Annotated in this window: 25 protein-coding genes; 15 read left to right on the top strand and 10 right to left on the bottom strand. The window is 56.2% G+C overall.

The genetic code is table 11. From position 1 onward, the window contains the following. Positions 1-6: 6 nt before the first annotated feature. Genes EUU23_RS05980 through EUU23_RS05970 form a run of 3 tightly spaced genes read right to left on the bottom strand, consistent with a single transcriptional unit; the run spans position 7 to position 2,736 of the window. Positions 7-483, bottom strand: coding sequence for an HPr kinase/phosphorylase (locus tag EUU23_RS05980; protein ID WP_160353138.1), 477 nt, complete (start codon positions 481-483; stop codon positions 7-9). Beyond that, complete coding sequence (locus tag EUU23_RS05975) at positions 480-2,060, bottom strand: sensor histidine kinase (RefSeq protein WP_160353137.1); 1,581 nt, start codon at positions 2,058-2,060, stop codon at positions 480-482. Before EUU23_RS05975 ends, EUU23_RS05980 begins: the two co-directional genes overlap by 4 nt. Continuing rightward, entirely contained in the window at positions 2,029-2,736 is a 708-nt protein-coding gene (locus EUU23_RS05970) for a response regulator transcription factor (RefSeq protein WP_160353136.1), read from the bottom strand. The genes EUU23_RS05975 and EUU23_RS05970 overlap by 32 nt, the downstream gene beginning before the upstream one ends. 145 nt (positions 2,737-2,881) lie before the next feature. Between EUU23_RS05970 and EUU23_RS05965 the strand changes: the two genes are divergently transcribed. Continuing rightward, positions 2,882-4,483: a phosphoenolpyruvate carboxykinase gene (locus EUU23_RS05965; protein ID WP_160353135.1), complete on the top strand. Its 1,602-nt coding sequence runs from the start codon at positions 2,882-2,884 to the stop codon at positions 4,481-4,483. A gap of 38 nt (positions 4,484-4,521) precedes the next feature. Further along, positions 4,522-4,974, top strand: coding sequence for a hypothetical protein (locus tag EUU23_RS05960; protein ID WP_160353134.1), 453 nt, complete (start codon positions 4,522-4,524; stop codon positions 4,972-4,974). Between the two features lie 274 nt (positions 4,975-5,248). On the opposite strand, the gene EUU23_RS05955 is transcribed toward EUU23_RS05960, so the two are convergent. Both EUU23_RS05955 and EUU23_RS05950 read right to left on the bottom strand, forming a co-directional pair. After that, complete coding sequence (locus EUU23_RS05955; protein ID WP_160353133.1) at positions 5,249-5,695, bottom strand: NfeD family protein; 447 nt, start codon at positions 5,693-5,695, stop codon at positions 5,249-5,251. A gap of 113 nt (positions 5,696-5,808) precedes the next feature. Further along, positions 5,809-6,726, bottom strand: coding sequence for an SPFH domain-containing protein (locus tag EUU23_RS05950; protein ID WP_160353132.1), 918 nt, complete (start codon positions 6,724-6,726; stop codon positions 5,809-5,811). Between the two features lie 142 nt (positions 6,727-6,868). On the opposite strand from EUU23_RS05950, the gene EUU23_RS05945 reads away from it, so the two are divergent. The 5 genes from EUU23_RS05945 (at position 6,869) to EUU23_RS05925 (ending at position 12,472) form a co-directional block, all read left to right on the top strand. Then, positions 6,869-7,690, top strand: coding sequence for an HpcH/HpaI aldolase/citrate lyase family protein (locus EUU23_RS05945; RefSeq protein WP_246156131.1), 822 nt, complete (start codon positions 6,869-6,871; stop codon positions 7,688-7,690). A gap of 25 nt (positions 7,691-7,715) precedes the next feature. Beyond that, complete coding sequence (locus tag EUU23_RS05940; RefSeq protein ID WP_160353131.1) at positions 7,716-9,200, top strand: M28 family peptidase; 1,485 nt, start codon at positions 7,716-7,718, stop codon at positions 9,198-9,200. Between the two features lie 66 nt (positions 9,201-9,266). Further along, the gene (gene guaB, locus EUU23_RS05935) at positions 9,267-10,727 is read left to right on the top strand and encodes an IMP dehydrogenase (protein ID WP_160353130.1); all 1,461 of its coding nucleotides are present in this window, start codon (positions 9,267-9,269) and stop codon (positions 10,725-10,727) included. A gap of 3 nt (positions 10,728-10,730) precedes the next feature. Next, the gene (locus EUU23_RS05930) at positions 10,731-11,912 is read left to right on the top strand and encodes an RsmB/NOP family class I SAM-dependent RNA methyltransferase (RefSeq protein ID WP_160353129.1); all 1,182 of its coding nucleotides are present in this window, start codon (positions 10,731-10,733) and stop codon (positions 11,910-11,912) included. A 35-nt stretch (positions 11,913-11,947) separates the two neighbouring features. Continuing rightward, entirely contained in the window at positions 11,948-12,472 is a 525-nt protein-coding gene (locus tag EUU23_RS05925; protein ID WP_218939509.1) for a tetratricopeptide repeat protein, read from the top strand. Positions 12,473-12,785: 313 nt separating this feature from the next. Here the strand turns inward: EUU23_RS05925 and EUU23_RS05920 are convergent, their stop codons facing one another. Together EUU23_RS05920 and EUU23_RS05915 are read right to left on the bottom strand one after the other, a co-directional pair. Then, complete coding sequence (locus tag EUU23_RS05920; RefSeq protein WP_160353128.1) at positions 12,786-13,271, bottom strand: RNA pyrophosphohydrolase; 486 nt, start codon at positions 13,269-13,271, stop codon at positions 12,786-12,788. Continuing rightward, a complete protein-coding gene (locus EUU23_RS05915) occupies positions 13,268-14,227 on the bottom strand; it encodes an alpha/beta hydrolase (protein WP_160353127.1) in 960 nt (319 codons plus the stop codon). Before EUU23_RS05915 ends, EUU23_RS05920 begins: the two co-directional genes overlap by 4 nt. Before the next feature lie 146 nt (positions 14,228-14,373). Here EUU23_RS05915 and EUU23_RS05910 point away from each other — a divergent pair, with 146 nt between their 5' ends. Genes EUU23_RS05910 through EUU23_RS05895 form a run of 4 tightly spaced genes read left to right on the top strand, consistent with a single transcriptional unit; the run spans position 14,374 to position 19,731 of the window. Further along, on the top strand, positions 14,374-16,245 hold the full coding sequence (locus EUU23_RS05910) for a 2-oxoacid:acceptor oxidoreductase subunit alpha (protein ID WP_160353126.1): 1,872 nt from the start codon (positions 14,374-14,376) through the stop codon (positions 16,243-16,245). A gap of 35 nt (positions 16,246-16,280) precedes the next feature. Continuing rightward, entirely contained in the window at positions 16,281-17,315 is a 1,035-nt protein-coding gene (locus tag EUU23_RS05905; RefSeq protein ID WP_160353125.1) for a 2-oxoacid:ferredoxin oxidoreductase subunit beta, read from the top strand. Positions 17,316-17,374: 59 nt separating this feature from the next. Beyond that, positions 17,375-18,337 carry a metal-dependent hydrolase gene (locus EUU23_RS05900; protein ID WP_160353124.1) on the top strand — a complete coding sequence of 321 codons (963 nt, stop codon included), beginning with the start codon at positions 17,375-17,377 and terminating at the stop codon, positions 18,335-18,337. After that, positions 18,334-19,731 carry a cryptochrome/photolyase family protein gene (locus EUU23_RS05895; RefSeq protein WP_160353123.1) on the top strand — a complete coding sequence of 466 codons (1,398 nt, stop codon included), beginning with the start codon at positions 18,334-18,336 and terminating at the stop codon, positions 19,729-19,731. Before EUU23_RS05900 ends, EUU23_RS05895 begins: the two co-directional genes overlap by 4 nt. Before the next feature lie 6 nt (positions 19,732-19,737). Here EUU23_RS05895 and EUU23_RS05890 read toward each other — a convergent pair whose 3' ends face one another. Both EUU23_RS05890 and purF read right to left on the bottom strand, forming a co-directional pair. Continuing rightward, positions 19,738-20,448 (bottom strand): SDR family NAD(P)-dependent oxidoreductase, encoded by a 711-nt coding sequence (locus EUU23_RS05890; RefSeq protein WP_160353122.1) that lies wholly within the window; start codon positions 20,446-20,448, stop codon positions 19,738-19,740. Positions 20,449-20,451: 3 nt separating this feature from the next. Beyond that, a complete protein-coding gene (gene purF / locus EUU23_RS05885; RefSeq protein WP_160353121.1) occupies positions 20,452-21,909 on the bottom strand; it encodes an amidophosphoribosyltransferase in 1,458 nt (485 codons plus the stop codon). A 130-nt stretch (positions 21,910-22,039) separates the two neighbouring features. On the opposite strand from purF, the gene hisI reads away from it, so the two are divergent. Both hisI and EUU23_RS05875 read left to right on the top strand, forming a co-directional pair. Further along, the gene (gene hisI / locus EUU23_RS05880) at positions 22,040-22,399 is read left to right on the top strand and encodes a phosphoribosyl-AMP cyclohydrolase (RefSeq protein WP_160353120.1); all 360 of its coding nucleotides are present in this window, start codon (positions 22,040-22,042) and stop codon (positions 22,397-22,399) included. Beyond that, entirely contained in the window at positions 22,396-22,923 is a 528-nt protein-coding gene (locus tag EUU23_RS05875) for a hypothetical protein (RefSeq protein WP_160353119.1), read from the top strand. Before hisI ends, EUU23_RS05875 begins: the two co-directional genes overlap by 4 nt. Positions 22,924-22,947: 24 nt before the next feature. Here EUU23_RS05875 and EUU23_RS05870 read toward each other — a convergent pair whose 3' ends face one another. Beyond that, positions 22,948-23,871: an SPOR domain-containing protein gene (locus EUU23_RS05870; RefSeq protein ID WP_160353118.1), complete on the bottom strand. Its 924-nt coding sequence runs from the start codon at positions 23,869-23,871 to the stop codon at positions 22,948-22,950. Positions 23,872-24,116: 245 nt separating this feature from the next. On the opposite strand from EUU23_RS05870, the gene EUU23_RS05865 reads away from it, so the two are divergent. Together EUU23_RS05865 and EUU23_RS05860 are read left to right on the top strand one after the other, a co-directional pair. After that, positions 24,117-24,836, top strand: a complete 720-nt coding sequence (locus tag EUU23_RS05865) for an AAA family ATPase (protein WP_160353117.1) — start codon at positions 24,117-24,119, stop codon at positions 24,834-24,836. Positions 24,837-24,859: 23 nt separating this feature from the next. Beyond that, on the top strand, positions 24,860-25,477 hold the full coding sequence (locus tag EUU23_RS05860; RefSeq protein ID WP_160353116.1) for a hypothetical protein: 618 nt from the start codon (positions 24,860-24,862) through the stop codon (positions 25,475-25,477). The last annotated feature ends 22 nt before the right edge of the window (positions 25,478-25,499 follow it).

Genomic DNA, 25,499 nt, shown 5'->3' with positions numbered 1-25,499 from the left:
TTCGGGTCAATGGAACGGGCTTTCGGAAGGTCGATTAGAGGACAGTGCCATTGGCCATATGTCATCGTCAATGACCGAACGTAAAGCATACTCGACTTTCAAAGGTGCGCTGGCTTCAAATGGAGTTACTTTTAAAAGTGGGACAATATAGCCAGCCAATTCGGTTTTAAGTTCACTTGGTGGCATGCGCTCTACACTGGGTACCATTTGGGCTATGATTCGCAAACTGGCGCTTTGGATATGGCTGACTTGGACGATTCCAACACCTCTCAACTCGATTTGGCCTTCAATATTGGGCGCGATACCGATTGAAGGCGCGCGCTTGCCAGTTTCGACCAGCACGACATCGTCACTTATTAAAACAGCACCGCGATCAATGAGACGGAGGGCAAGATCGGACTTTCCAGAACCGGACGGGCCAATCAACAAAACACCATGGCCGTTCACAGCGACTGCGGTAGCATGAACCAACTCGCGTTTCATTGGCTCGATGATGAGGCACAAGGCAGGGCAATTTCAAAGCAGGCGCCTTGTTTGCCATCGACTCGATCTCTAACCGAAATACGGCCATGATGTCCTTCGACAATTGTTCGTGCAATTGCGAGGCCTAGCCCGCTATGTTTGCCAAAATTTTCAGAAGCTGGTCGTTCGCTATGAAATCGGCGGAATATCGCCTCGCGGTCTTGCTCTGGAACTCCGGGGCCTTCATCGCTAACGCGTATAATGACTTCATCTTCTGCTAGAGTGGCTGAAATTTCAACAACTGAACCGCGTGGAGAAAAAGAAACCGCATTGTCGATCAAATTCGTCAGCATACGTTCCAGCCGCACGTCTTCACCCATAACCGTCGCGATTGTTTTGTGGGGGCGGGCATAGGCTATGTTAACATCGCCATCACTATCCCTGTGTTCGCGGGCCTGGAGCAATTGTTCGATCATGTCGCCCAGATCAATAGGTTCGAACTTGGCCTTTGCCAATTGAGAGTCCACGCGGCTGGCATCTGAAATGTCACTAATCAGCCGATCCATCCGCAGCACATCCGCTTTTGCCACATCCATCAATTGTTTGCGAAGTGCAGGGTCTTCGATCCGTTCTGCCCCGTCAAGTGCCGATCTGAGCGATGCCAGCGGGTTTTTGATTTCGTGCGCCACATCCGCGGCAAAAGCTTCGGTAGCGTCAATGCGCTGCCGCAACGCTATGCTCATATCCGACAATGCCCGCGCCAGCATGCCGATTTCATCACGGCGCGAAGGCAATCGCGGAACGGTTACCTCTTGCGCCCGGCCCAGCCGCACCTTGACCGCCGCCCGGGCAAGATGCCGCAACGGCCGGACAATCGTGCGGGCCAAAAACATCGACAGCAATATCCCGATACCCAATGCAAGCAGGAAAAACATACCGATTTTGAAGCGCTCTGCCCGCACAAACAGGCGGATATCCCGTTCATTGGCCGTGCTAAGTACGCTAAAATTGCCGCTGGGCGCTGCGGCCCCTGCGCTAATTACATGGGTAAGATCCGGCGCAAATCTTGCCGAGGAGTGTGCAACCCCGGCCTTGCCCTGCCGGAGTTCAGGCCAGGCGCGCGCGGTGTCGATTTTCGGTTCGATAAAGGCGTCCAGCTCCGGAGAAAGAACGAGGAAATCGAATACCCGATCAATAAAGCGCGCCGCAATTTTCCTTACCGGTTCCTTTTCGGGATCCCGGAAAACATAAGTGGGTTCACCCAGCTCGAAACTATCCAGCAGCTTGCGTCCGGATCCGTCATAAATCCGGATTCGCGACATGTTTTTCGCGCCGAATGCTGCAACATATACACCCCTTTTTTCGACAGGAACCAGCGGCAGGCTTCGCACCAGAAATTCGGTTTGGGTTCGCGCGGCGGATTGACGCTCTTCAATCAACCTGACCCGATAGCTGTCCAGAAAGAACAGCCCGGCACCAAGCAAGGCCAGAACAAACAGATTCACGGCCAGAATACGGGCGGTCAACGATAACCCCCGGCTCCAACCCAACTGCAAATCAGCGGGCTCAACTATCGGCGAAGCGATAACCGGCCCCATATAATGTGTCGATAGCGGCAAAATCAGGGTCTACTTCCCGGAACTTGCGTCGTAAGCGTTTGATATGGCTGTCGATCGTGCGATCATCGACATAGACATCGTCCTGATACGCCGCATCCATCAATTGATCGCGCGTGCGGACCACACCGGGCCGGTTGGCCAGCGCCTCCAAAATCATGAATTCGGTCACGGTCAGGGTCAGTGATTTTCCGTCCCACTTCACGTGGTGCCGCGCAGGGTCCATTTCCAATCGGCCACGCACCATCGGTTCGGGTTCCTCGGTAGGTTCGCCGCTGGCCGTGGGCCGATCATATGTGGCGCGCCGCAATATGGCCTTCACCCGCGCGATCAACAAACGTTGCGAAAATGGTTTGGTGATATAATCGTCGGCGCCCATCGCAAGCCCCAGCGCCTCGTCCAATTCTTCGTCTTTCGAGGTCAGAAAAATCACCGGCATATCACTTTTTTCACGCAACCTGCGGAGCAGTTCGAGGCCGTCCATGCGCGGCATCTTGATATCGAATATACCAAGATCCGCAGGATTATCGATGATCGCCTTTAACGCGCTTTCCCCATCCGGATAAAGCCGGGTCACATATCCTTCGGCCTGCATCGCGATTGAGACGGATGTCAGGATATTTCGGTCATCATCCACAAGGGCGATTGTTGCGCTCATAGGATGGCTATAGGGCCGTCCGGGCGCAGGTTCAATCCATTGCATTTGACGTTTTCTTTTGTCTCGGCTACCGGCGCCGCAACATCTAGTGCATACGTATGCCCTAGATTCGCGATCTGCTATTTTCCGACTGGGGAGTTTTGTGATGTCCGTGGCTTTGAATATCTCACTTGAACAGCAAGGCATTGCAACCACTGCGAATGTGCTTTCAAACTTGGGCACCGCCCCTCTGGTGGAGGCCGCACTTCAAAATGGTGAGGGCCATTTGGCCAAAAATGGCCCGCTGGTTGTAAAAACAGGCACGCACACGGGCCGTTCCGCCAAGGACAAGTTCATTGTTCGTGATGCCGAAACGGAACAGAGCATCTGGTGGGGCAAGACAAATGTGGCGATGGATCCTGCCCATTTTGCTGCGCTGAAGGAAGATTTTCTTGCGGCTCTTGGTGGCAAGGAAAAGCTGTATGTGGCCGATCTTTTTGGCGGCTCGCAACCCGAACACCGCGTCAACGTGCGCGTCATCAATGAACTGGCTTGGCACAATCTGTTCATCCGCACATTGCTGGTTCGGCCAACACATGCCGAATTGGCGACCTTCATTCCCGAATATACCATCATTGATCTGCCCAGTTTCCGGGCTGACCCTGCGCGCCACGGCTGCCGCAGCGAAACGGTGATTGCGGTCAATTTTACCGAAAAGCTGATCCTGATTGGCGGCACGGCCTATGCCGGCGAAATGAAAAAATCGGTATTCGGTATTCTCAACTATTTGTTGCCGGTAAAGGGTGTCATGCCGATGCACTGTTCCGCCAATATCGGGCCAAAGGGCGATACGGCGGTGTTTTTCGGTCTATCAGGTACCGGCAAGACGACATTGTCCGCTGATGCCAGCCGCACTTTGATCGGCGATGATGAACATGGCTGGTCCGACACGGCCGTATTCAATTTCGAAGGCGGCTGCTACGCCAAGATGATCCGCCTGTCCGAAGAAGCCGAGCCAGAAATCTTCGCGACGACAAAGCGTTTCGGCACCGTGCTGGAAAATGTTGTCATGGACCCCGAAACGCGCGAACTCGACTTTGACGATGCGACCCTGGCCGAAAACAGCCGTGGGTCTTACCCGATCGAGTTCATCCCGAATGCGTCGGAAAAGAATATGGGCCCTGTGCCCAAGAATATCATCATGCTGACCGCCGATGCCTATGGCGTCCTGCCTCCCATCGCGAAATTGACACCGGAACAGGCGATGTACCATTTCCTGTCAGGCTACACCGCACGCGTCGCGGGTACGGAAATCGGCGTGACCGAGCCCGAAGCAACCTTTTCGACCTGTTTTGGCGCGCCCTTCATGCCGCGTCACCCCAGCATATATGGCAATCTTCTGAAAGAGCGGATTGCCAAGGGCGCCGTGCAATGCTGGCTGGTCAACACCGGCTGGACCGGCGGCAAAGCGACGATGCCCGGCATCAGCCGCATGCCCATCAAAGCAACGCGCGCCCTGTTGAATGCCGCGCTTGACGGCAGCCTGAACAATGCGGAATTCCAGAAGGATCCGAATTTCGGTTTCGAATTCCCCGTAGCGGTTCCCGGCGTCGACAGCGCCATCCTCAATCCGCGCGAAGCCTGGGCTGACAAAGCGGATTATGATGCAACGGCCCGCAATCTGGTCCAGCAATTCATTGATAATTTCGCGCAATTTGCCGATCATGTCGATGAAGGTGTAAGGCAGTCCGCACCAAAAGCAGCGTAATCGCCCGGACATTTCCGGGCCCAAGTGAAAGCCCGGAAATGTCCGAATTTGAAGTCCGCCTGTTCCAAGATGATGCCGCAATCATTGCGATAGGCGAGGGCTTGCTTGCCCGCACGCTGCCCCGCGAAGCTTGGACGCATGAGGCACATCTGGCCGCGTGCCTATGGATAGTACGCGATCGTGCCGATATCGCGCCGGAACGGGACATGGCGGCCATCATTTCGGGTTATAACGAAGCGGCAGGTGGCGTGAATGACGATCACCAAGGCTATCATGAAACAATTACGCAGGTTTATATTGCGGGTGTAAAAGCGCATTTGTCTGAAACGCCCGACGGAACTCCATTGCGGGAGGCGGTGAATACTCTGCTGCTGTCTCCGCGCGGCCGCCGCGATCTGGCTTTACATTTCTATTCGAAAGAATTGCTGTTTTCGGTTCCGGCGCGGCGGGGTTTTGTCGCACCCGATATCGCACCACTATCCGCCATTTAGGCGAAGCTGCTATGCTAAATTCTCCGCGCACTCCGCGTGAACCCACTAGCGCGGCGTTTTTTGGTTCACGCGGAGTGCGCGGAGAGCGCGGAGGAGATAGACTTCATCCCGAACTTTAGTTCCCTTCCCATCGAATCCGTCACCCTGAAACAAGTTCAGGGTGACGGTAATTGGGTGTTCAGTGGGACGGTGTGGGGATGGGGGATTGGTTCGTGCAGGGGGCAAGGGGACTGTCCCCAACCGTTTCGTCCCGCAAAGAGGAGAGGTTTGCCGCCTATACTTTTTCCACCAGCAAAACCGCGCCGTCCGCGCCTGTTACACGGACCCGTGCGCCGACGTCTGCATCCGTGCCGCGCGCCGCCCAGACGGTATCGCCAACCTTGACGCGCCCTTGGCCGTCGGCAATCGCCTCAACCACCGACACAATTTCCCCGGTCAGCCGCGCGCCCCGGTTGTTCAAATTCGGGTCGTCGGTTTCAATCGGGTTGTCGGCGAGGAATTTCTTGCCGGCAAAAACGGTCAACACCGATAATGTGGCAAACATTGCGACCTGATAGGCGACGGTGATTGGCAAGAAATAATCGAGAACCCCGACGATGATGGCAGCAAGGCCCAGCCACATCAGGAAAAATCCCGGTGCGACCATTTCGGCTGCGCCGAGGATCAGGCCCAGCGAAAGCCAGAACCAATGTGTCGAAATGCTATCGAGCCATTCGGCCATTTTGCTGTCCTTTTCTGTTCGGTTTTAACATGACCGAATTTTGGCATTTCCGCATGTTTAGGCCCGCATGTGGAGGAATGAGGCTTGGCGGATTATCCGGCATTTGGGATCAGTTATTTCTTTTCCTGATCGGCCAGCATGGACTTGGTCAATTCACCAATTCCACCAAGGGACCCGATCAATTGCGTTGCTTCAACCGGGAACAGGATTGTTTTGGCGTTGGGCGATGTCGCAAACTGGCTTATGGCTTCGGTGTATTTTTGGGCGATGAAGTAATTCAGGGCCTGTGTTCCCGAAGAGGCAATGGATTCAGAAACCATCACCGTTGCCTTGGCCTCGGCCTCTGCTTCGCGCTCGCGCGCTTCGGCGTCGCGGAAGGCGGCTTCCTTGCGGCCTTCGGCCTGCAGGATCGCGCCCTGTTTTTCACCCTCTGCGCGCAAGATTTCAGCAGCACGCATCCCTTCGGCTTCCAGAATTTGTGCGCGCTTTTCACGCTCTGCCTTCATTTGACGCGCCATCGCATTGCTGATGTCGGCGGGCGGACGGATATCCTTGACCTCTACGCGCGTAATTTTCACGCCCCACGGGCTGGTCGCATGATCCACTACGGACAACAGGCGGCCGTTGATATCGTCGCGTTTCGACAAGGTTTCATCAAGATCCATGCTGCCCATGACGGTGCGAAGATTGGTCGTCGTAATCTGCATGATGGCGACATATAGGTCGCTGACCTCATAGGCGGCCTTGGCGGCGTCGAGCACCTGAAAGAACACTACCGCATCGACGCCAACCATGGCGTTGTCCTTGGTGATGATTTCTTGCCCGGGAATGTCCAGCACCTGTTCCATCACATTCACTTTTCGCCCGACCCGGTCAAAAAAGGGTATGATGATCGTCAGGCCAGGTTGTGCCGCATGGGTGAAGCGACCGAATCTTTCGATGGTATATACAAATCCCTGCTGAACGACGGTGACACCCATCATCACGAAAATGATGACGATCAGCACCAGCAGACCGAAAAAATATTCCATAGAAAACCCCTCCGTTTGACGTCGCTATACCTGTCGTAAATATGGGACGACTTGCCAAGGAAAATCGGAACGGGCATGCGAATAATCGTCATTTTCGTCCCGCCACCCGCTTTGGACTTTAGCGGGATATGGAGTTTCTCTTATGGATGTCGCAAACATGTTAAGGTTCGTTCGTTCGGCGCTGTACGTACCCGGATCAAACGCCCGTGCGCTTGAAAAAGCGCGGGGACTGGATGCCGACATGCTGATTATCGATCTTGAGGATTCTGTTGCCGGAGAAGCCAAGGCAGGCGCGCGCGCAGCAGCGATAGCATTTGTGGCGGCAGGTGCAGGTGGCAAGCTTTTGGCGATCAGGGTAAATGGTATCGATAGTCCGGATCACCAGGCGGATATGGCGGCGCTGGCGGGCTGTGCCGCCAATCTGCTTATATTGCCCAAGGTTGAGGATATTTCGGATGTAAATGGGTTTAACCGGCCTGTGCTGGCCATGATCGAAACGCCAAAAGGGCTATATGCCGCCCGCGAGATCGCGGCCCAATCCGCTGTGGCTGGTTTGATCGCGGGAACAAACGATATCGCGGCGGAAACAGGAATATGTCCCGGGCCGCATCGGGAAGGGTTGGAACTTTCGCTACAGATGATTGTCCTTGCGGCATCGGCATCGGGCAAGCCGCGCTTTGATGGGGTGTGCAACCGGCTTGATGACATGGATGGCTTCGATTTTGAATGCCGACAGGGGGCCACATTTGGTTTTACCGGAAAAACAGTGATCCACCCGAACCAAATCGCCATCGCAAATGCAGCTTTTGGCCCCGGCGAAGCGGAAATTGCAGAAGCGTTGGAACTTGTCGCCGCAAGTCAGGGAGGGGCGCAGCGTTTTAAGGGTCGCATGATTGAATCGATGCATGTAGAGGAGGCAAAATTAACGATAGAACGTTCCCGGCATACGATGGGTGACGGCTGAATCATTCTATCTGGAGTGGAATGGAATGCGACTTTTTAAATTAGCGGTTTTTGCAACCTTCACCTTTTTGGTGACGGCGCCTGCGGTGGCAAAGGGCGTCAGCGAAATCGAGCTGCGCGAACATATTGCCGTGCTGGCAAGTGATGAATTTGAAGGCCGCAAGCCCGGTACGCCGGGCGAGGCGAAGACCGTCAAATATATCGCGGAGCAATGGGCAAAAGCAGGCTTGAAACCCGCCGCGTCGGACCACGGCTGGTTTGAACCGGTTCCCCTTATCCAGCGTGGCCGGGGGGATGCGACCTTTGTTTTTCATTCCGGCGGTCGAAAATTGCGGATTGTTTCGGACGAAATCATCTTGATCGGAAAAGACGCCCAATATGCCAAAACCGGCTTGCCGGTGGTTTTTGTCGGCATCGGGGTTACGGCGGATGGCGGTGTTGCCGCCGATGTCGCAGGAAAGCTTGCGCTGGTGCTATTTGAAGCGGACAATGCCCCGCCAAAAATGAAATCCCCGCGCGCGCGGCGCGAGGCGTTGATTGCAGCCGGGGCGGAAGCTGTCATTTTTGTTGGCGACAGTCAGGGCAATTGGCCGACACTCCGGCGGCAGCTTTTGTCGCGCCCGATAGGCTTGGAAAGCCGGGAGAAACGGGCAGAGCTCGAAGGCGCGATGAGCACAGAGTTCGCAGTTGCTCTGGTCACTGCGGCGGGACGCGACTGGGACAAATTGCGGGCGCACGCCAAGGGCGCTGATTATACCGGCGAAGCCTTGGGCGTGGATGCCGATTTCAATGTCAGCACGGATATCTACCGTTTTAACAGCTCCAATGTCATCGGCAAGCTGACGGGCCGGAAAAAGGGCAGCGGGGCCGTGCTTTTTATGGGGCATTGGGACCATCTGGGCTTGTGCGGCCCTGAAGATGCGACCGACCGGATTTGCAATGGCGCAGTCGATAATGCGAGCGGCATTGCGGTGTTGACCGAGGTCGCGCAGCGGCTGGCCCGGAAACGCCATGATCGCGATATCTACTTTATCGCCACCACCGCTGAGGAAAGCGGCCTTTTGGGCGCCTATGCCTATGCGGACAAACCGGTCTTCCCGTTGGAGGATATCGTCATTTCGCTCAACATCGATACGATCGCGATTGCGAAACGCAATTCGAAAGTTGCCATCATCGGCCGGGGGACGACCCCGCTGGATGCGACGGTGGAGGCGGTGGCGCGAAAGACGGGGCGGGCGATCGAAAGCTCGACCGACGCGAATGATTTTATCCAGCGGCAGGACGGATGGGCGCTGGCGCAAAAGGGTGTGCCTGCGTTGATGGTCGGTGGTTCGTTCGCCGATCTTGACCTGATGCAGAAGTTTCTGGGCAGCGACTATCATGGCCCCAATGACGAGCTGACGGACAAGACCGAACTGGGCGGTGCCGCCGAAGATGCGGATCTGCACATCGCGCTCGGGCAATATTTTGCCGATACCCGAAAATATAAATCGACGAAGGCTGGCGAATAAAAGGCTTACTGTTTACATGGGCCGCCACGAATCGAACGATAACGCGAATGAAGAAGCGGTGGCAGCATGAAAGAAATTCCCCTCGGCCTTACTTTTGACGATGTGCTGTTACAGCCCGGACCGTCCGACCTGCTGCCCAGCCAGGCCGATACACAAACCCGCCTGACCAACGCGATTTCGCTGAACATCCCGATCTTGTCATCCGCGATGGACACCGTCACCGAGGCCCGCATGGCGATCGTGATGGCGCAGCTGGGCGGCATTGGCGTGTTGCACCGCAATCTGAGCATCGAAGAACAATGCGCCGCGGTACGGCAGGTCAAGCGCTTTGAAAGCGGCATGGTGGTGAACCCGATCACAATCGCGCCCGACGCCACGCTTGCCGAAGCCCAGGCGTTGATGGCGACCAATGCCATATCGGGCATTCCGGTGGTGGAGGCAGGCGGCAAGCTTGCCGGAATATTGACCAACCGCGATGTCCGCTTTGCCGAAAATCCCCTGCAACCTGTGTCCGAGCTTATGACCCATGAAGATCTGGCAACGGTATCGTCGGGCGTAACGCAGGAAGAAGCGCGCCGCCTGCTGCATCATCGGCGGATCGAAAAGCTTCTTGTCGTGGATGATGGATATCGGTGCATCGGCCTGATTACGGTCAAAGACATAGAAAAAGCGGTACTTTATCCCAATGCCACAAAGGATTTTTCGGGCCGGTTGCGGGTCGCTGCGGCCACCACCGTGGGGGAAAAAGGCCTGGCCTACACCAAGGCCCTGATCGATGCGGAATGCGACCTGATCGTGGTGGATACGGCCCATGGACACAGCGCCATGGTCGCCGCAGCAGTCGCTGAAATCAAAAGAATGGCACCCGAAATCCAAATCGTTGCGGGCAATGTCGCAACCGCCGGGGCAACCCGCGCCCTGATTGATGCCGGCGCCGATGGCATTAAAGTCGGGATCGGACCGGGGTCGATTTGCACCACCCGCGTCGTTGCAGGCGTGGGCGTGCCGCAACTTACAGCGGTTATGGATTGCGCCGCCGAAGCTGCCAAGTCCAACATACCGGTCATAGCCGATGGTGGATTGCGGACATCGGGTGACATTGCCAAGGCGTTGGCGGCAGGCGCATCATCCGTCATGGTCGGGTCTTTGTTGGCAGGTACCGAAGAAGCGCCGGGCGAAACATTTCTTTATCAGGGCCGAACATATAAAAGCTATCGCGGCATGGGGTCGGTTGGTGCAATGGCGCGCGGTTCGGCGGACCGGTATTTCCAACAGGATATCAAAGACCAGCTAAAACTGGTGCCTGAAGGTATTGAAGGGCAGGTGCCTTTCAAAGGCCCCGCGCGCGATATCATTCATCAACTGGTCGGTGGGGTCAAAGCCGCGATGGGATATACCGGTTCGCGGACCATTGCCGATTTGCAACAGCGCGCGCAATTTGTCCGCATCACCAATGCAGGCTTGCGTGAAAGCCATGTGCACGACGTGACGATAACGCGCGAAGCACCCAATTATCCGACGCGATAATCCATGACGCCATCGGCACGTCTGCAATCGGCAATCGAGTTGCTCGACGCGATACTGGTCGCGGCGAAAGAGGGTGGGGCGTCGGCCGATCAGCTTGCGAAAGCCTTTTTTGCCCAGCGGCGATATGCAGGTTCGAAGGACCGAAGAGCCGTGCGCGAGCTGGCCTGGCAGGCGATACGACGTTTCGGTGAACGCCCCGAAAGCGCCCGATCTGCCTTTGTTGCACTGGCTGAAGAAGATGTGGAACTGGCCAATCTGTTTGATGGAAGCGACTATGGTCCAGCAACAATGGGTGCCGATGAACCCCGCGCCAGGGGCGGGCCGCTTCCTTTATGGATTATCCCGCATCTCAGCGACCTGATCGAAACGCATGAGCGGCCCGCATTGCTTGATCGGGCGCCGCTGGACCTGCGGGCCAATGCGCTTAAAACGAACCGCGAGGATGTAGCCGCCCAGTTGCCCGATGCGGACGTGCTGGTGCAAACATCCCATGCGTTACGATTGCCAACGGGCTATCAGGTTGAAAATCACCCATTGCTTCTCGATGGTCTTGTCGAAATTCAGGACTTGGGCAGTCAGCTTATCGTCGATGCCTGCACTGTCCGGCCCGGCATGACCGTGCTCGATTTATGCGCGGGGGCAGGCGGCAAAACGCTGGGGTTGGCCGCGGCCATGAAGAATGACGGCCATCTGATCGCCAGCGATACGAACCGGAACCGGCTCGACCAGTTAAAGCCAAGGGCAAACAGGGCAGGGGCGACCATTGTGGAAACCCGGTTACTGAATCCGGGCCGGGAAATCGACATGCTCTCCGACTTGGTAGGCCATTGCGATGTTGTGCTGATCGATGCGCCCTGTTCGGGCAGCGGGACGTGGCGGCGTAACCCGGAAACCCGGTGGCGGCTTAATCCCGTGCGTCTTGACCGCGTGTTGAGGGAACAGGAAAAGCTGTTGAACATCGGCGCACATATGGTCGCGCCGGGCGGACATTTGGTTTATGCGGTCTGCTCGATCATCGCGAATGAGGGCAGGGGCCAAGTGTCCAATTTTCTAAAGTCGCACATTGGCTGGCGCGCCGTCGAACCCGGTGTTGGTGCCGGACGTCCGGAAGGCGACGGTATAATCGTGACGCCCTATCATGACGGCAGCGATGGATTTTTCTTCGCGAAACTGGCAAAGCCGTGATAGTGATGCAACTTAAACAAATTTGGATATTGATTATGCGTTTTTCTCCGGCTGCTATTGCCCTTTCCCTGACCCTTGCCATGATTTCGAGCGCTGGTATCAGCGGCCGCGCCGACGATGATATAGATCCTCAGTCGATCGCGCTGCTCCAATCGGGCAATGATGCACTGAAGGCCGGTCAGGTCGAGGATGCCATTGGATGGTATGAAACGGCACTGGCCGTCGATCCCCGCAATCGTGCGGCCTATGTCGCCATGGCCGGGGCAGTCAGAAAACAGGGTTTGAATGGCAAAGCCATTCGCTTTTATAAAGAGGCGCTTGAAATAGAGCCCAATGACCAAATGGCGTTGGGTGGCCAGGCCGAGGCCATGATTGCGAAAGGCGCGATCGAACCGGCGCGGAAAAATATTGCGCGCCTGAAAATGCTGTGCCGCAGCGAATGTGCAGATGTGGACAAGCTGGCGATTGCCGCAACAAAGGCCAGCGAAAAATCGCAAATGCAGGCCAGCGCCGTCGAAATTAAGCCAAGCGTTGGCGACGTACCGGAATCAAAGCCATAATTTTTAACGCCTACCACCCGGTCGCTGCGCGTCTCTGCGCTGAAGGGTATAGGGGATGGCTCGCGCCTTTGCGTGAACCCTCCCTCGGTGAAAGTTAACGCAACACATAACCCCACCCCAAGCCCGTCACCCTGAAACGAGTTCAGGGTCTATTTGTCAGGTTGTTCCTGCCGTGTTGTTGTTCGCCAAACAGCGACGCGCGGTCGGGTTTCTTCTCACGCAAAGGGAACCGCTGCACGATGGACCCTGAACCAAGTTCAGGGTGACGGTAGTTGGGGGTTCAGGGTGACGATATGTTGGAAATATCGATCCGTCAGATCAATTCGCCAAATTCCGTGACCAGACTTTCATACAGCCTTCGCTTGAACGGGACGATCAATTGCGGCAGCCGGTCCGGCGTGACCCATTGCCAGCGGGAAAATTCGGGGTGGTCGGTTTGGATATCAATCTCGCTATCCGTACCTTTGAAACGCATCAGGAACCACCATTGGCGCTGGCCGCGATATTTGCCTTTCCAGATTTTACCCAGCAATTCATCGGGTAAGTCATAGAAATGTTCGTTCCGGCTGCGGGCGATGACATCGACAAGTTCGGGCGAAATGCCGGTTTCTTCGGTCAGTTCCCGCAATGCGGCCTGTTCGGCGTCCTCGCCATCATCTATGCCGCCTTGGGGCATTTGCCAGGCGTCGCCTTCGGGGGCTTTATCGATGCGTTGCCCGACAAAGACCTTTCCTTCGGTATTGGCAAGCATGATTCCCGCACAGGGGCGGTAAGGTAAATCGTCTAATTTCGGGTTCATGCGATGGCCATGACCTCTGCGAGCATGGATTTCAAGGCATCAATATTGCCCTCCACATCTTGCTGGGTGGAAGGGATGGCCTGACGGATGTTGATATGGCCATGAATCGTGCCTTCGGCGCTGCGATGTTCGACCCGGACACCGGCCTGCTTCAGCTTTTCAACATAGGCAATGCCTTGGTCCCGCAATGGATCAAGGCTGGCCGTGGTGACAAGGCTGGGCGGCATGCCGCGCTGATCGAAGTTGAGCGGCTCTGCGCGATAATCACCGGCTGTTGCCGCATGGCCTTCACCGAAATATGCCATGGCTTCGTCGGTCAGCAAATAGCCAGTCGCAAATTCCCGCATGCTCGGCCAGTCGGCATCCAGCGTGACGACCGGATAAATGGGATGCTGAACAAGAACCGGAACAGCAGCGGGATTGTCGCGCAGCGCCATCGTTGTCACAATTGCCAAATTCCCCCCCGCGCTATCGCCCGATGTAATAAGCCCGGTTACGGTCAATCCCAATTCTGCCGGACTGCTGGCAATCCAGCGGGTCGCGGTTTCACAATCCTCGGCAGGGGCGGGGAAAGGGTGTTCGGGCGACAGGCGGTAGTCAATGGAAATAACCGGCAGATCGAGCAGACGCGCAACTTCGGCGCAATAGGGTTCATAGGTGTAAAGACTGCCGATGACAAAGCCGCCGCCATGGTAAAAGACCATGACCGGTCCCGCGCTTCGGTCCGCCCGCTTGTTATATATGCGGGCAGGGATAGGGCCCGCCGGACCTGGAATGGAAATATCGCGAATAACCGCCAATTCGCCAACAGGAGCGTCGGCGACGTCGCGCATCGCCGCGGTCATGGCCCGTGCGTCGTCCGCTGGCACTTCCCAAAATTTCGGACCGGGCACTGCATTCAGAAATTGCAGGAACAGGGCGACATCGGGCCGCACATAGGGTTTGGTATCGCTCATCTTATTCTCCCTCTGCCACCTGTGATACGGTGCCGTGCCAGACAGGTCTAGCATATCCGTACATAGATTTTCTAACATTGCAGTGTCGTCATAATGGGATTAGGCAAACTGCCAATAGACAAGCAATTTTAGACGGGCTGGAACGAATGGCTACGGCATTCAAAGAAGAGCATACAGGCGCGCATACGCCTGTCCATAGCGATGCGGTTGTCGTGCGCTTTGCAGGTGATAGCGGCGACGGCATGCAATTGACCGGCGGGCAGTTCACGCTGTCTGCGGCTCTGGCAGGCAATGACTTTGCGACATTTCCCGATTTCCCGGCGGAAATCCGGGCACCGATAGGGACATTGTTCGGCGTTTCGGCTTTCCAGATCAATTTTGGATCGTCGGCCATCGATACAGCTGGCGATCAGCCTGATGTGTTGATTGCGATGAACCCTGCGGCATTGAAAACCAATGTCGGTGCCTTGCGCGAAGGCGGGCTGATTATCGCGGACACCGGTGAGTTTAATCAGCGGAACCTAGATAAGGCCAAATATAGCAGTAACCCGTTCGAAGATGGCAGCCTCGCCAAATGGCAGGTGTTGGCGTTTGACATCAGCGCCTTGACTCTGGAGGCGGTCAAACCGTTCGGCATGGGTAACAAGGATGCTTTGCGCTGCAAGAATATGTGGACGCTGGGTCTGGCGCTGTGGATGTTCGACCGTGACCGTCAGCCGATTATCGACTGGCTCAATGCAAAATTCGCCAAGAACCAGGTTCTGGCCGACGCCAATGTCGCCGCGCTGAATGCAGGGCATGCTTATGGCGAAACCGCCGAGCTTGCGGGGCCTTTGAAGCAATATCATGTCGATGCAGCGCCAGCGGTTGCCGGTCTGTATCGAACAGTAACCGGTGCCGAGTCGATTTCTTATGGTCTGGTCGCTGGCGCGCAGCTGGCTGGTCTGAAAATGTTTTTCGGTGGGTATCCGATTACGCCTGCATCGGCGATCTTGCACCATCTAAGCCGGTTGAAGGAATATGGCATCACCACATTCCAGGCAGAGGACGAGATTGCAGCGATCTGTTCGGCTATCGGCGCAAGCTATGCCGGGCAGTTGGGTGTGACCAGTTCGTCCGGCCCAGGAATTGCGCTGAAAGGTGAGGCGATGGGCCTTGCGATCATGACCGAGTTGCCGTTGGTTATCGTCAACAGCCAGCGCGGGGGGCCATCGACCGGTCTTCCTACGAAGACGGAACAGTCCGACCTGTATCAGGCGGTCTATGGCCGCAATGGCGACGCGCCAATGCCGGTCATCGCCGCACGCTCGCCCGTCGATGCGTTCGATTGCGCCGTTGAAGCGGTTCGGATTGCCGTGGAATATATGACCCCGGTGATGTTGCTGACCGATGGGTATATCGCCAATGCGGCGGAACCCTGGCTGGTGCCCGATCTGGACAGCTATACGCCGTTCCCCGTCGCGTTTCTGGAAAGTGCGCCGGAAGATGGTTTTAAACCTTATTCGCGCGACCACAAGCTGAAACGGCCCTGGGTCAAGCCCGGTACGCCGGGTCTGCTCCACCGTATCGGCGGGATCGAAAAGGAAGTCGATACTGGCCATATCAATTATGGGCCAGCAAACCATCAGGCGATGACGGACATCCGTTCGGCAAAGGTAAACGGCGTTGCGGACAGCATCCCTGACCAGATCGTGGAACAGGGCGGCGCAGGCGCTAAACTGGCGGTCGTCGGTTGGGGCTCGACCTATGGGCCGATCAAGCAGGCGGTCCGCCGCAAGCGCGCGGAGGGCGTTGATGTTGCCCATATCCATATCCGTCATATCTGGCCAATGCCCAAGAATATGGGCGCGTTGCTGAAGAGTTTTGACAAGGTCATCGTGCCGGAAATGAATACGGGCCAGTTGAAAACGGTGCTGCGCGACCAGTTTCTTGTCGATGCCAAACCGGTCAACAAGGTCTCCGGACAACCTTTTACCATCGCCGAAATCGAAGCCGCGATCGAGAGTGCATTGGGCTGACGCGCACGCGTTGCTGCCCCATTAAGGAAACGCCCATGAACGACATGACCCCTGTCAAAGCGACAAGCCCCAAGGATTGGGAAACCGATCAGGAAGTCCGCTGGTGCCCCGGCTGCGGCGACTATGCCATATTGAAGGCGGTGCAGCGCACGATGCCCGAATTGGGCAGCACGCCCGAAAATACCGTTTTCATCAGCGGCATCGGCTGTTCGTCGCGATTTCCCTATTATATGGAAACCTATGGATTCCACACAATCCACGGCCGCGCACCGGCCGTAGCGACGGGCGTGAAGCTTGCCAATCCCGACCTTGACGTCTGGATTATCACTGGTGACGGCGATGCCCTGTCCATCGGCGGCAACCACACCATGCACCTGCTGCGCCGCAATCTGGACTGCCAGATCATGCTGTTCAATAACGAGATTTACGGCCTGACCAAGGGGCAATATTCGCCCACGAGCCGTGTCGGGACCACAAGCCCCTCGACGCCTTATGGTTCCGTCGACCGTCCTGCGACACCATGCGCTTTTGCCTTGGGCTCTGGCGCGCGATTTGTTGCCCGCGGGTTTGACGTCTCCAAGAATCTGCCCGAAGTGTTGAAAGCCGCCCACGCCCACCGCGGCGCGGCCTTCATCGAAATTTTCCAGAACTGCATTGTGTATAACAAGGATGTGTTCGAAGATTTTGCCGCGCCCAAGGGGGCGGAGGACCATCAACTGTGGTTGCACAATGGCGAGCCGATGATCTTTGCCAAAGGCACCAAGGGCATCGCGCTCGACGCAGAGGCCCTGAACCTGAAAGTTGTCGATGTGGTTGACGGCGACTGGCAATCGGCAGGCGTCATCGTTCATGATGTGACCAACCGTTCGGTGGCGCATATGCTGGTGGAAATGCCCTTTGGCGAATTTCCAATGGCCTTGGGCGTCCTGTATGACGATCCGCGTCCGACCTTCAACGACGCGGTCATCGCGCAAAATGCCTCCGCCAGCGTTGGCAAGACAGCCGACCTTGGAAAGCTTCTGGCCAAGGGACAGACCTGGACCGTGGCAGACGGGCATCCGGAAGTCTGACGCCGGTGCCGACATGAAGCCGTATTGCAATCGGTGGATACCTGCGCCAGCACAATGTTATGGATAATCTTACGCATAGCCTGGTCGGCGCATTGCTGGGGCAGGCAGGATTGAAGCGCAAAACCGGTTTGGCGATGCCGACCCTCATTATCGCTGCCAATATACCCGATATCGACGCGGTCGCGGTGCTGCTTGGCGGGGACCAGCATTTGGCACTTCGGCGCGGGTTGACCCATGGTCCGGTCGCCATGTTGCTGCTGCCGCTGTTGCTTTGGGGCATCATGCTATGGTTTGACCGTTGGCAAAGCATGCGGGGCACGCGTCCGGAAAAGCGGTTGCCCGTCCATGCAAAATGGCTGTTGGCGCTCGCCTATATCGGGTGCCTAAGCCATCCGCTGTTCGACTGGTTCAACAGCTATGGCATCCGCTTGCTCGAACCTTTTTCCAGCCAGTGGTTTTATGGCGACACGATTTTTATCATCGATATCTGGTTGTGGATCGCCTTGGTTGCAGGCGTTTGGCTGTCGCTTCGGGGGGAACGGCGCGGAACGCCGAATTGGCGCATGCCCGCGCTTATGAGCATGTTCGCCATTTTCCTATATATCGCCGCCAATGGATTGATCACCGGTCGGGCGGAGCAACTGACTGGCAAAGCTGTGCAGAGCCAATTTGGTATCGTTCCTGCCATGGTAGTTGCTAATCCGGTGCCTGTGCAGTTCTGGAAACGAGAAATGCTGTGGCGTGATTCAAATCATTACGGACAAGGCACCTTCTCGGCACCCGATGCTGTTATGCTCGATCCCAAAATTGGCCAGCACCGCATGACCGATGTGTCTGCCCTAGCTGAAATGTCCCGGGACAAAAACGCCAAGGCCTATCTGTTCTGGTCACGCATGCCGATACTGCGCGAGGAACAGCGTGGATCGTCCAAGGTGCGAATCCTGACCGACCAGCGTTTTGGCAATCCGATGGTGCAAGACCGTTTCAGGGTCGAGGTACCCGCGCCCCGCACTGCACAATGACCCGGCCCGTCATCCTTTGGTTTCGTCGCGATTTACGCCTTGCCGATCAACCGGCGTTGGCGGCTGCGGTTGCGAGCGGCGCGCCCGTCATACCCGTCTATATCCTCGACGACGAAACACCCAGGCATCGCAAGATGGGCGGCGCATCGCGCTGGTGGTTGCACCACAGTCTCGCATCGCTGGACGCCGATTTGCAATCAATCGGCGCGCGCCTGATTTTGCGCCGCGGAAAGTCCGATGATATATTATCTCTGCTTGCCAAAGAAACGGGCGCTTCGGCAATCCATTTTATCAAACACTATGAACCATGGTGGCGAAATGCCGAAAAATCGTTGGCAAAGGCGTTGCCCGCAGGTTGCGACCTTGAATGCCATGATGGCAATTATCTGCTTCCCCCGGGCAGTGTCACCACAGGCAGCGGCGGGCAGTATAAGATTTACACGCCGTTCATGCGGGCATTGTGGCAGCATATGCCCCCGGCCAAGCCTGTACCAGCGCCTGAAAAACTGACCGCGCTTGCCCATTGGCCCACCAGCGATGCCCTTTCGGATTGGGGATTGCTTCCGGTTAAACCCGATTGGGCGGGTGGCATGCAGCAGCTGTGGACGCCCGGCGAACAGAGCGCAAAAGCGCGGTTGGAAGCCTTTGCCGACAAGGCGAAATTCTATGACGAAAAGCGCAATCTGCCTTCTATTGCGGGTTCTTCCTTTTTATCGCCGCACCTGCATTTTGGCGAAATATCGGCCGCGAGTTGCTGGCATGCCACCATGGCGGCCGGCGGATCGGTCGATGTTTTTCTGAAAGAGCTGGTGTGGCGGGATTATGCCCAAAATGTCATCTGCCAGTTTCCCGAATATGGCGGCAGGAATGCGCGCGACGCCTTTGACCGGATGCCGTGGCGTGACCTTGATGATCCGGCGGTAAAGGCCGATTATACCGCCTGGACAAAAGGGCAGACGGGATATCCCATTGTCGACGCAGGGATGCGTCAGTTGTGGGCAACAGGCTGGATGCACAATCGCGTGCGGATGATTGCTGCGTCTTTTCTGATCAAGCATTTGCTCATTGATTGGCGGGCAGGGGAAAAGTGGTTTTGGGACACACTTGTCGATGCCGACTATGGATCGAACGCCGTGAACTGGCAATGGACGGCGGGGTCCGGTGTCGACAGCAATATGTTCGTCCGCATCATGGCACCGCTATCGCAGTCCGAAAAATTCGATGCGGCGCACTATATCCGGCATTGGGTGCCTGAGCTATCCGATTTGGGCGAACCTTATATCCACGACCCTGAAGAACATGGGGTCCGGCCAAAAGGCTATCCGCGCAAATTGATCGGGCATAAACAGGCGCGTGAGCGGGCCTTGGGGGCTTTTGCGGGTACGAAAGGCTGAGTTGAATTACCCGTCGACGGCGATGCGTGTGCCCGTTTCACACGCATGCTGCAACATATCCACTATGGCATGTGCAACGACCGACGGTTCCTTCAGGGTGGACGGGTCCTCGCCGGGATAGGCGGCGGCACGCATTTTGGTGCGGGTTTTGCCGGGGTCGATAATAGCCACGCGGACGGCGGAGATATTCTTCACCTCTTCGCCATAGCTGCGTACCAATGTTTCTAGCGCAGCCTTGGACGCGCCATAAGCGCCCCAAAATGCGCGCGGTGTTGCGCCTACGGACGAGGTGAGGGCGATCAGGCGTCCCGCCTCGCTCTTGCGAAGCAAGGCGTCAAAAGATGCGATCAATACCTGCTGTGCAGTGACGTTCAATGTGAACAGCCGGGCAAATTCCGCCCCGTCAATGGCCGGCACAGGGGCCAAAGTTCCGAGCATCGCGGCATTGAGCACCAGATGATCAAGCTTGCCCCAACGCTCGGTCACTGCGGCGGCAAGGCGGGCGATGCTGTCACCGTCGGTTAGATCCAGCGGTGCGATGGTTGCGCTGCCACCGGCTTCAAAAATTTCGTCCTCAACGGCTTCCAGATCTTTTGCGGTACGCGCCGTGATGATCACATGCGCGCCTTGCGCGGCCAGCGCCTTTGCCGTTGCGGCACCGATCCCCCGGCTGGCACCGGTCACCAGTGCGACCTTGTCTTCAAAAATACCGCTCATGAATCAGGCAAGCTTTCTTTCGCCAAGCATGATGAGGTCACCAGCTTCTGCCTCTTCATGGTCGGTCAGGCTTGTGGGATAATCGCCGGTGAAACATGCATCGCAATATTGCGGCTTGCCATTGTTCCGCGCGTCTTCACCCAAGGCACGATACAGTCCGTCTATCGACAGAAATGCCAAACTGTCGGCCTGAATAAAGTTCCGCATTTCTTCGACATCCATCCGGCTGGCGAGCAATTTGGACCGTTCGGGCGTGTCGACGCCGTAAAAGCAACTGTTCATCGTGGGCGGGCTGGCGATCCGCATATGCACCTCTGCGGCGCCTGCTTCGCGCATCATCTGCACGATTTTCAGCGACGTCGTGCCGCGCACGATCGAATCGTCAATGAGGACAATTTTCTTGCCCGCGACAAGATTCTTGTTCGCATTATGCTTCAACTTCACACCTAAATGGCGCACGCCGTCGCCGGGCTGAATGAAGGTGCGACCGACATAATGCGACCGGATGATCCCCAGTTCAAAGGGGATGCCTGCCGCTTCGGCATAGCCGATGGCGGCGGGTGTTCCGCTATCGGGGACAGGAATGACATAATCGACATCAATCCCGTTTTCGCGCGCCAATTCGGCACCAATGGCCTTACGCACCGAATAAACGCTGATGCCTTCGACAATCGAGTCCGGGCGGGAAAAATAGACATGTTCAAATATGCACGGGCGCTGGGCGACCGGAATGAAGGGTTTGTGTGAATGAATCTCGCCATTGCGGACGACGATCAGTTCGCCCGGTTCGACGGAACGGATATATTCTGCGCCAACAATATCCAGCGCAACGGTTTCCGACGCAAAAATAATCGTATCGCCAAGCTTGCCCATAACCAATGGGCGAATGCCCAGCGGGTCGCGGCAGGCGATCATCCCTTCTGTGGTGAGGCAGATCAGCGAATAGGCGCCCTCAACCCGTTTCAACGCGTCGATCAAACGGTCGAGTAATGTTCGATAACCTGATGTTGCGACGAGATGGATGATGACTTCGGTATCGGACGTTGACTGGAATATCGAACCACGGCGTACCAGATCTTTGCGAACTGCCATCGCATTGGAAATATTGCCATTATGCGCGATTGCGAACCCGCCGGTTGCAAGGTCCGCATATAGCGGCTGCACATTGCGAAGCGAAGTTTCGCCGGTCGTCGAATATCGCACATGACCGATCGCGCAACGCCCGACCAATCCGCCGATAATTTCTTCACGGTCGAAATTTCCGGCAACATGCCCCATTGCCCGGTGGGTATGAAAATCATGGTCATCATAGCTGGTGATACCAGCCGCTTCCTGACCGCGATGCTGAAGGGCATGGAGGCCGAGCGCCACCATGGCGGAAGCGCCTTCGGTGTCATAGACGCCGAAAATCCCGCACTCCTCCCGAAGTTTGTCGTCATCAAAAGGGTCGGTGGTCAGCATTTTATCGAATCCCGCTGCGCTGCGCTGGCTGCATATAGGCATGCTTCGCCTGATTGTCTTCCCCCTTGTCGTGATAGTGTCATAAAGAAATTGTTGGCGCAGATTTTTTGCATGGTTTAATCGCATTTTCATGACCAACTTACGTGAAACAGGCTTGGCGCTCGATCCGAAATTTGATGGCGATGGACTGTTGACGGCGGTCGTCACCGATTCAACCGACGGTACTTTATTGATGGTCGGGCATATGAACGCCGATTCACTGGCAAAAAGTCAGGAAAGCGGGACGGTGGTCTTTTTTTCCCGCAGCCGTCAGCAATTGTGGCAAAAGGGCGAAACCAGCGGACATTTTCTTCATATCGTGGAAATGCGGGTTGACTGCGATCAGGACGCCATATGGATCATCGCAAAACCCGAAGGTCCGACCTGCCATACAGGCGCGCGCAGTTGTTTCTACCGGCGGATCGTCAACGGAAAACTGGAAAGCATTTGAAAAGACCACTCGTCATCGCAACTATCGCGGCGCTGCTGCTGTCCGCCTGCGGCAAAACCGAAACTACCAGCCCCAAGGGTGGTTCAAGTGCCGGTAATGCGCTCGATTTGCAGGCGATCGACGCGGGCCTATTACCGGACCCCAAAGATATGGAATTTGCCGGTCGTTATGAAACCCGCAGTGAATTGGGCACGGATAAATTTTGTGCGGTGTCCAATGGCTCGGGACAATATGACATCGGATTTTTGGCCGTTTTTGGCGATGAAAGCAAATGTGAAGCGGTGGGGACGGCTTCTGTCAAAGGCGAGAATGTCCATCTGGTTTTTACCGGCAAGGGGCAATGTGCATTTGACGCGCGTTATGACGGCACAGAATTGCGCTTTCCCGGGGTAGTTGAAAATGGATGCACGGCCTATTGTTCGGACAAAGCGAGTCTGTCAGGCACCCATTATTTCATGGTCCAGCCGGGAAATGAGGCTGCACGCGGAACGCTAGGACGCGAAATCGAGCGCCTTTGCGATTAGGACTTTATGCCGCGAACGCACGGCCTAGGCCGGAACGACCAGACATGCCTTGCCAGCGGCTTTTAACTTGGCGCACATCGCGTCCGCCGCCGATTTGCTGGCAAAAGGACCGGCTTGCAACCGCGTTATATTTCCGGCGCTTTTATAGATAGGCTGAAGCGCGGCCATTTCGGTCATGCCGCTTTTCAACGAAGACCATAGTTTCTTCGCATTTGCTTCTTCGCCAAAGGCACCGAGCTGAATACGCCACGGGCTTGCACTATTGGTTGCGACGGTGGGTGCCGCTTTGACAGGAACAGGCTTTGGCTTTGGTTGTGGTTGAGGCGCAGGCGGCACGGCAACCTGCTTGGTTGTTTTTACAGGTGGTTGCGTGTTGATCGGAAAGGCATCGGCTTGCTGGGCCGCATTGCGGGTTGCGCTCTGTTCCAGATTTCCGGCCAGAACGCTTGCTGCCTGCCGCTGTTCCAACGGAATATATTTGTCCATTTGGGCAAGGCTTTCCGATGCGGGTGTCATTCCGGCCGAAGAAGCCAGCGACATTAACGCATAGGCGCTAACCCAATCCTTGGCGATATGGGTTCCGTTGAACAATTCCGTTGCGAGCAAATAGCGCGCGCGCGGGTCGCCCCGGTCAGAAGACGCTTGCAAAATAGGCAAAGCTTCAGCAACTTTCCCTTGATAATGAAGGAGATGGCCGTAACTGTCCGTCGCTTTCAAATGACCCTGCGCGGCGGCCTTTTTATACCATTCCAGGGCAATGTTCAGATCGGTTTGGACACCGCGTCCGGTTTTATAGGCTTGCCCCATGTTAAACTGGGCGTCGGGATCGCCCTTTAAGGCAGGTTCACGCCATTCTTTGACGGCTGCTTCATAATCCCCACGGCTCCATGCATCAACGCCTGACTTGACGTCAGCGGCAACGGGTGCTGCGGCGATGGAACATGCCATGGCGGTGATCAAAAACTTTGAAAGGTGCGACCCTATCTTCATTGGTTTCCTCCGAATTCGACTTTATATGTCCCATATCCAATATCGCGGGCAATATCCAAAGCAAAACAGGCTTGGTTGCTATAAAATTTAAGAGTCAGGCGGTGCCAGCCAATTTTAGCGCATTGAAATCCCCCGCAGCGTTAACGGATTTTTAGCCCTGTTCTGTCACATCCCCTTTTGAAACATTTACAAAGGGGAATGATGTGAGGGTTCTCGCATTAGCATCACAGAAGGGCGGGTCGGGCAAAACCACGCTGTCTGGCCACTTGGCGGTTCAGGCGCAACTTGCCGGTGCCGGACCAGTCGTATTGATCGATATCGATCCGCAAGGTTCCCTCGCCGATTGGTGGAATGAACGTGAGGCTGAACTTCCCGCTTTTGCACAGACCACGGTCGCACGCCTCGCGGCGGATCTGGCGGTTCTTCGGCAACAGGGTTTCAAACTGGCTGTCATTGACACCCCGCCTGCCATCACCATGGCCATTCAAAGCGTTATTTCAGTGTCGGAACTGATCGTCGTGCCAACCCGGCCAAGTCCGCATGATCTGCGTGCTGTGGGGGCGACGGTTGATTTGTGCGAACGCGCTGGCAAGCCCTTGATCTTTGTGGTCAACGCAGCGACCCCCAAGGCCAAGATTACATCCGAAGCCGCCGTTGCGCTTTCGCAACATGGCACGGTCGCACCCATCACCCTGCATCACCGCACAGATTTTGCAGCATCCATGATCGACGGGCGCACCGTGATGGAAATCGACCCCAATGGCCGTTCCTCACAAGAAGTGATCCAGCTTTGGGCGTATATTTCCGATCGTCTGGAAAAGAATTTCCGCCGCACTGTATTCAGCGCCCCTGCCGCCGCGGCCAATCCGCAAGCTGCCACCGCCAGACCAATGGGCGGCTTTGGTCGCCGGGTTGTTGGTTAAACGCAGGATAAGGGGCAACTAAAATGGGCGAACCAAAACCAATTGCATCACTTTCGGGAATTTTGCTGGCGCGCAAGGGACTGGCACGTCCCGCAATGCGTCGGCCTTCGATGCTCGGCAGCAACGGGAATGCGGCCTTGTCGCAGGATGATCTCGGCTGGAACGACATGGGCTATGATGTCGATCCCGATCCCAATACACCGATGGATTATGAACATGGCTTCCATGGACAAAATCCTCTGGCCGGCGCTGTGCCCGAAGTGAAAAACCAGCAGGACCGCATTTTCGGAGAATTTGAATCCGATTTTGGCGCCGGTTTTGAAAGCCTTGGCGCGGCGGACCCCGAAGTTGAGCCTACGTTAACCGTTGTCAGCATGATCCCTGAACCACCCGTTCAGCCGATTTCTCGACGCGGCAAAACAGATGCGCCCCGGTCAAGGGCCCGGTCAAAGCCGGGACTGAAAGAAAAGGCAGCATTCACGCTGCGCCTTGACGGCGAGCGGCATCTGAAGCTGCGTCTGGCATGCGCGGTCCGCCATCAGTCGGCCCAAAATCTGGTGACCGATGCGCTGGACGCATTTCTCGAATCCATGCCGGAAATTGGTCATTTGGCGGCGCATGTGCCGACCAAGAAACATTGAACCCGAGTTGAGCTTTTTTGAG

Origin of the sequence: Sphingorhabdus profundilacus (genome assembly GCF_009769755.1) — a bacterium.
In the GTDB taxonomy this organism is placed as follows: Bacteria; Pseudomonadota; Alphaproteobacteria; order Sphingomonadales; family Sphingomonadaceae; genus Sphingorhabdus_B; species Sphingorhabdus_B profundilacus.
The sequence above is the reverse complement of the archived record's forward strand: the minus strand, read 5'-3'. Positions and strand labels throughout refer to the sequence as shown.

Excerpts from the sequence above, each read along its gene's own strand:
- purF (WP_160353121.1), bottom strand. The coding sequence starts at position 21,909 with ATGCTGACCACCGACCCTTTTGATGACGACAAACTTCGGGAGGAGTGC.
- EUU23_RS05860 (WP_160353116.1), top strand. The coding sequence starts at position 24,860 with ATGGGCGAACCAAAACCAATTGCATCACTTTCGGGAATTTTGCTGGCG.
- EUU23_RS05905 (WP_160353125.1), top strand. The coding sequence starts at position 16,281 with ATGAACGACATGACCCCTGTCAAAGCGACAAGCCCCAAGGATTGGGAA.
- EUU23_RS05920 (WP_160353128.1), bottom strand. The coding sequence starts at position 13,271 with ATGAACCCGAAATTAGACGATTTACCTTACCGCCCCTGTGCGGGAATC.
- EUU23_RS05965 (WP_160353135.1), top strand. The coding sequence starts at position 2,882 with ATGTCCGTGGCTTTGAATATCTCACTTGAACAGCAAGGCATTGCAACC.
- EUU23_RS05975 (WP_160353137.1), bottom strand. The coding sequence starts at position 2,060 with ATGGGGCCGGTTATCGCTTCGCCGATAGTTGAGCCCGCTGATTTGCAG.
- guaB (WP_160353130.1), top strand. The coding sequence starts at position 9,267 with ATGAAAGAAATTCCCCTCGGCCTTACTTTTGACGATGTGCTGTTACAG.
- EUU23_RS05980 (WP_160353138.1), bottom strand. The coding sequence starts at position 483 with ATGAAACGCGAGTTGGTTCATGCTACCGCAGTCGCTGTGAACGGCCAT.
- EUU23_RS05925 (WP_218939509.1), top strand. The coding sequence starts at position 11,948 with ATGCGTTTTTCTCCGGCTGCTATTGCCCTTTCCCTGACCCTTGCCATG.
- EUU23_RS05870 (WP_160353118.1), bottom strand. The coding sequence starts at position 23,871 with ATGGCATGTTCCATCGCCGCAGCACCCGTTGCCGCTGACGTCAAGTCA.
- EUU23_RS05930 (WP_160353129.1), top strand. The coding sequence starts at position 10,731 with ATGACGCCATCGGCACGTCTGCAATCGGCAATCGAGTTGCTCGACGCG.
- EUU23_RS05950 (WP_160353132.1), bottom strand. The coding sequence starts at position 6,726 with ATGGAATATTTTTTCGGTCTGCTGGTGCTGATCGTCATCATTTTCGTG.
- EUU23_RS05960 (WP_160353134.1), top strand. The coding sequence starts at position 4,522 with ATGTCCGAATTTGAAGTCCGCCTGTTCCAAGATGATGCCGCAATCATT.
- hisI (WP_160353120.1), top strand. The coding sequence starts at position 22,040 with ATGACCAACTTACGTGAAACAGGCTTGGCGCTCGATCCGAAATTTGAT.
- EUU23_RS05890 (WP_160353122.1), bottom strand. The coding sequence starts at position 20,448 with ATGAGCGGTATTTTTGAAGACAAGGTCGCACTGGTGACCGGTGCCAGC.
- EUU23_RS05955 (WP_160353133.1), bottom strand. The coding sequence starts at position 5,695 with ATGGCCGAATGGCTCGATAGCATTTCGACACATTGGTTCTGGCTTTCG.
- EUU23_RS05945 (WP_246156131.1), top strand. The coding sequence starts at position 6,869 with ATGGATGTCGCAAACATGTTAAGGTTCGTTCGTTCGGCGCTGTACGTA.
- EUU23_RS05895 (WP_160353123.1), top strand. The coding sequence starts at position 18,334 with ATGACCCGGCCCGTCATCCTTTGGTTTCGTCGCGATTTACGCCTTGCC.
- EUU23_RS05915 (WP_160353127.1), bottom strand. The coding sequence starts at position 14,227 with ATGAGCGATACCAAACCCTATGTGCGGCCCGATGTCGCCCTGTTCCTG.
- EUU23_RS05900 (WP_160353124.1), top strand. The coding sequence starts at position 17,375 with ATGGATAATCTTACGCATAGCCTGGTCGGCGCATTGCTGGGGCAGGCA.
- EUU23_RS05940 (WP_160353131.1), top strand. The coding sequence starts at position 7,716 with ATGCGACTTTTTAAATTAGCGGTTTTTGCAACCTTCACCTTTTTGGTG.
- EUU23_RS05910 (WP_160353126.1), top strand. The coding sequence starts at position 14,374 with ATGGCTACGGCATTCAAAGAAGAGCATACAGGCGCGCATACGCCTGTC.
- EUU23_RS05970 (WP_160353136.1), bottom strand. The coding sequence starts at position 2,736 with ATGAGCGCAACAATCGCCCTTGTGGATGATGACCGAAATATCCTGACA.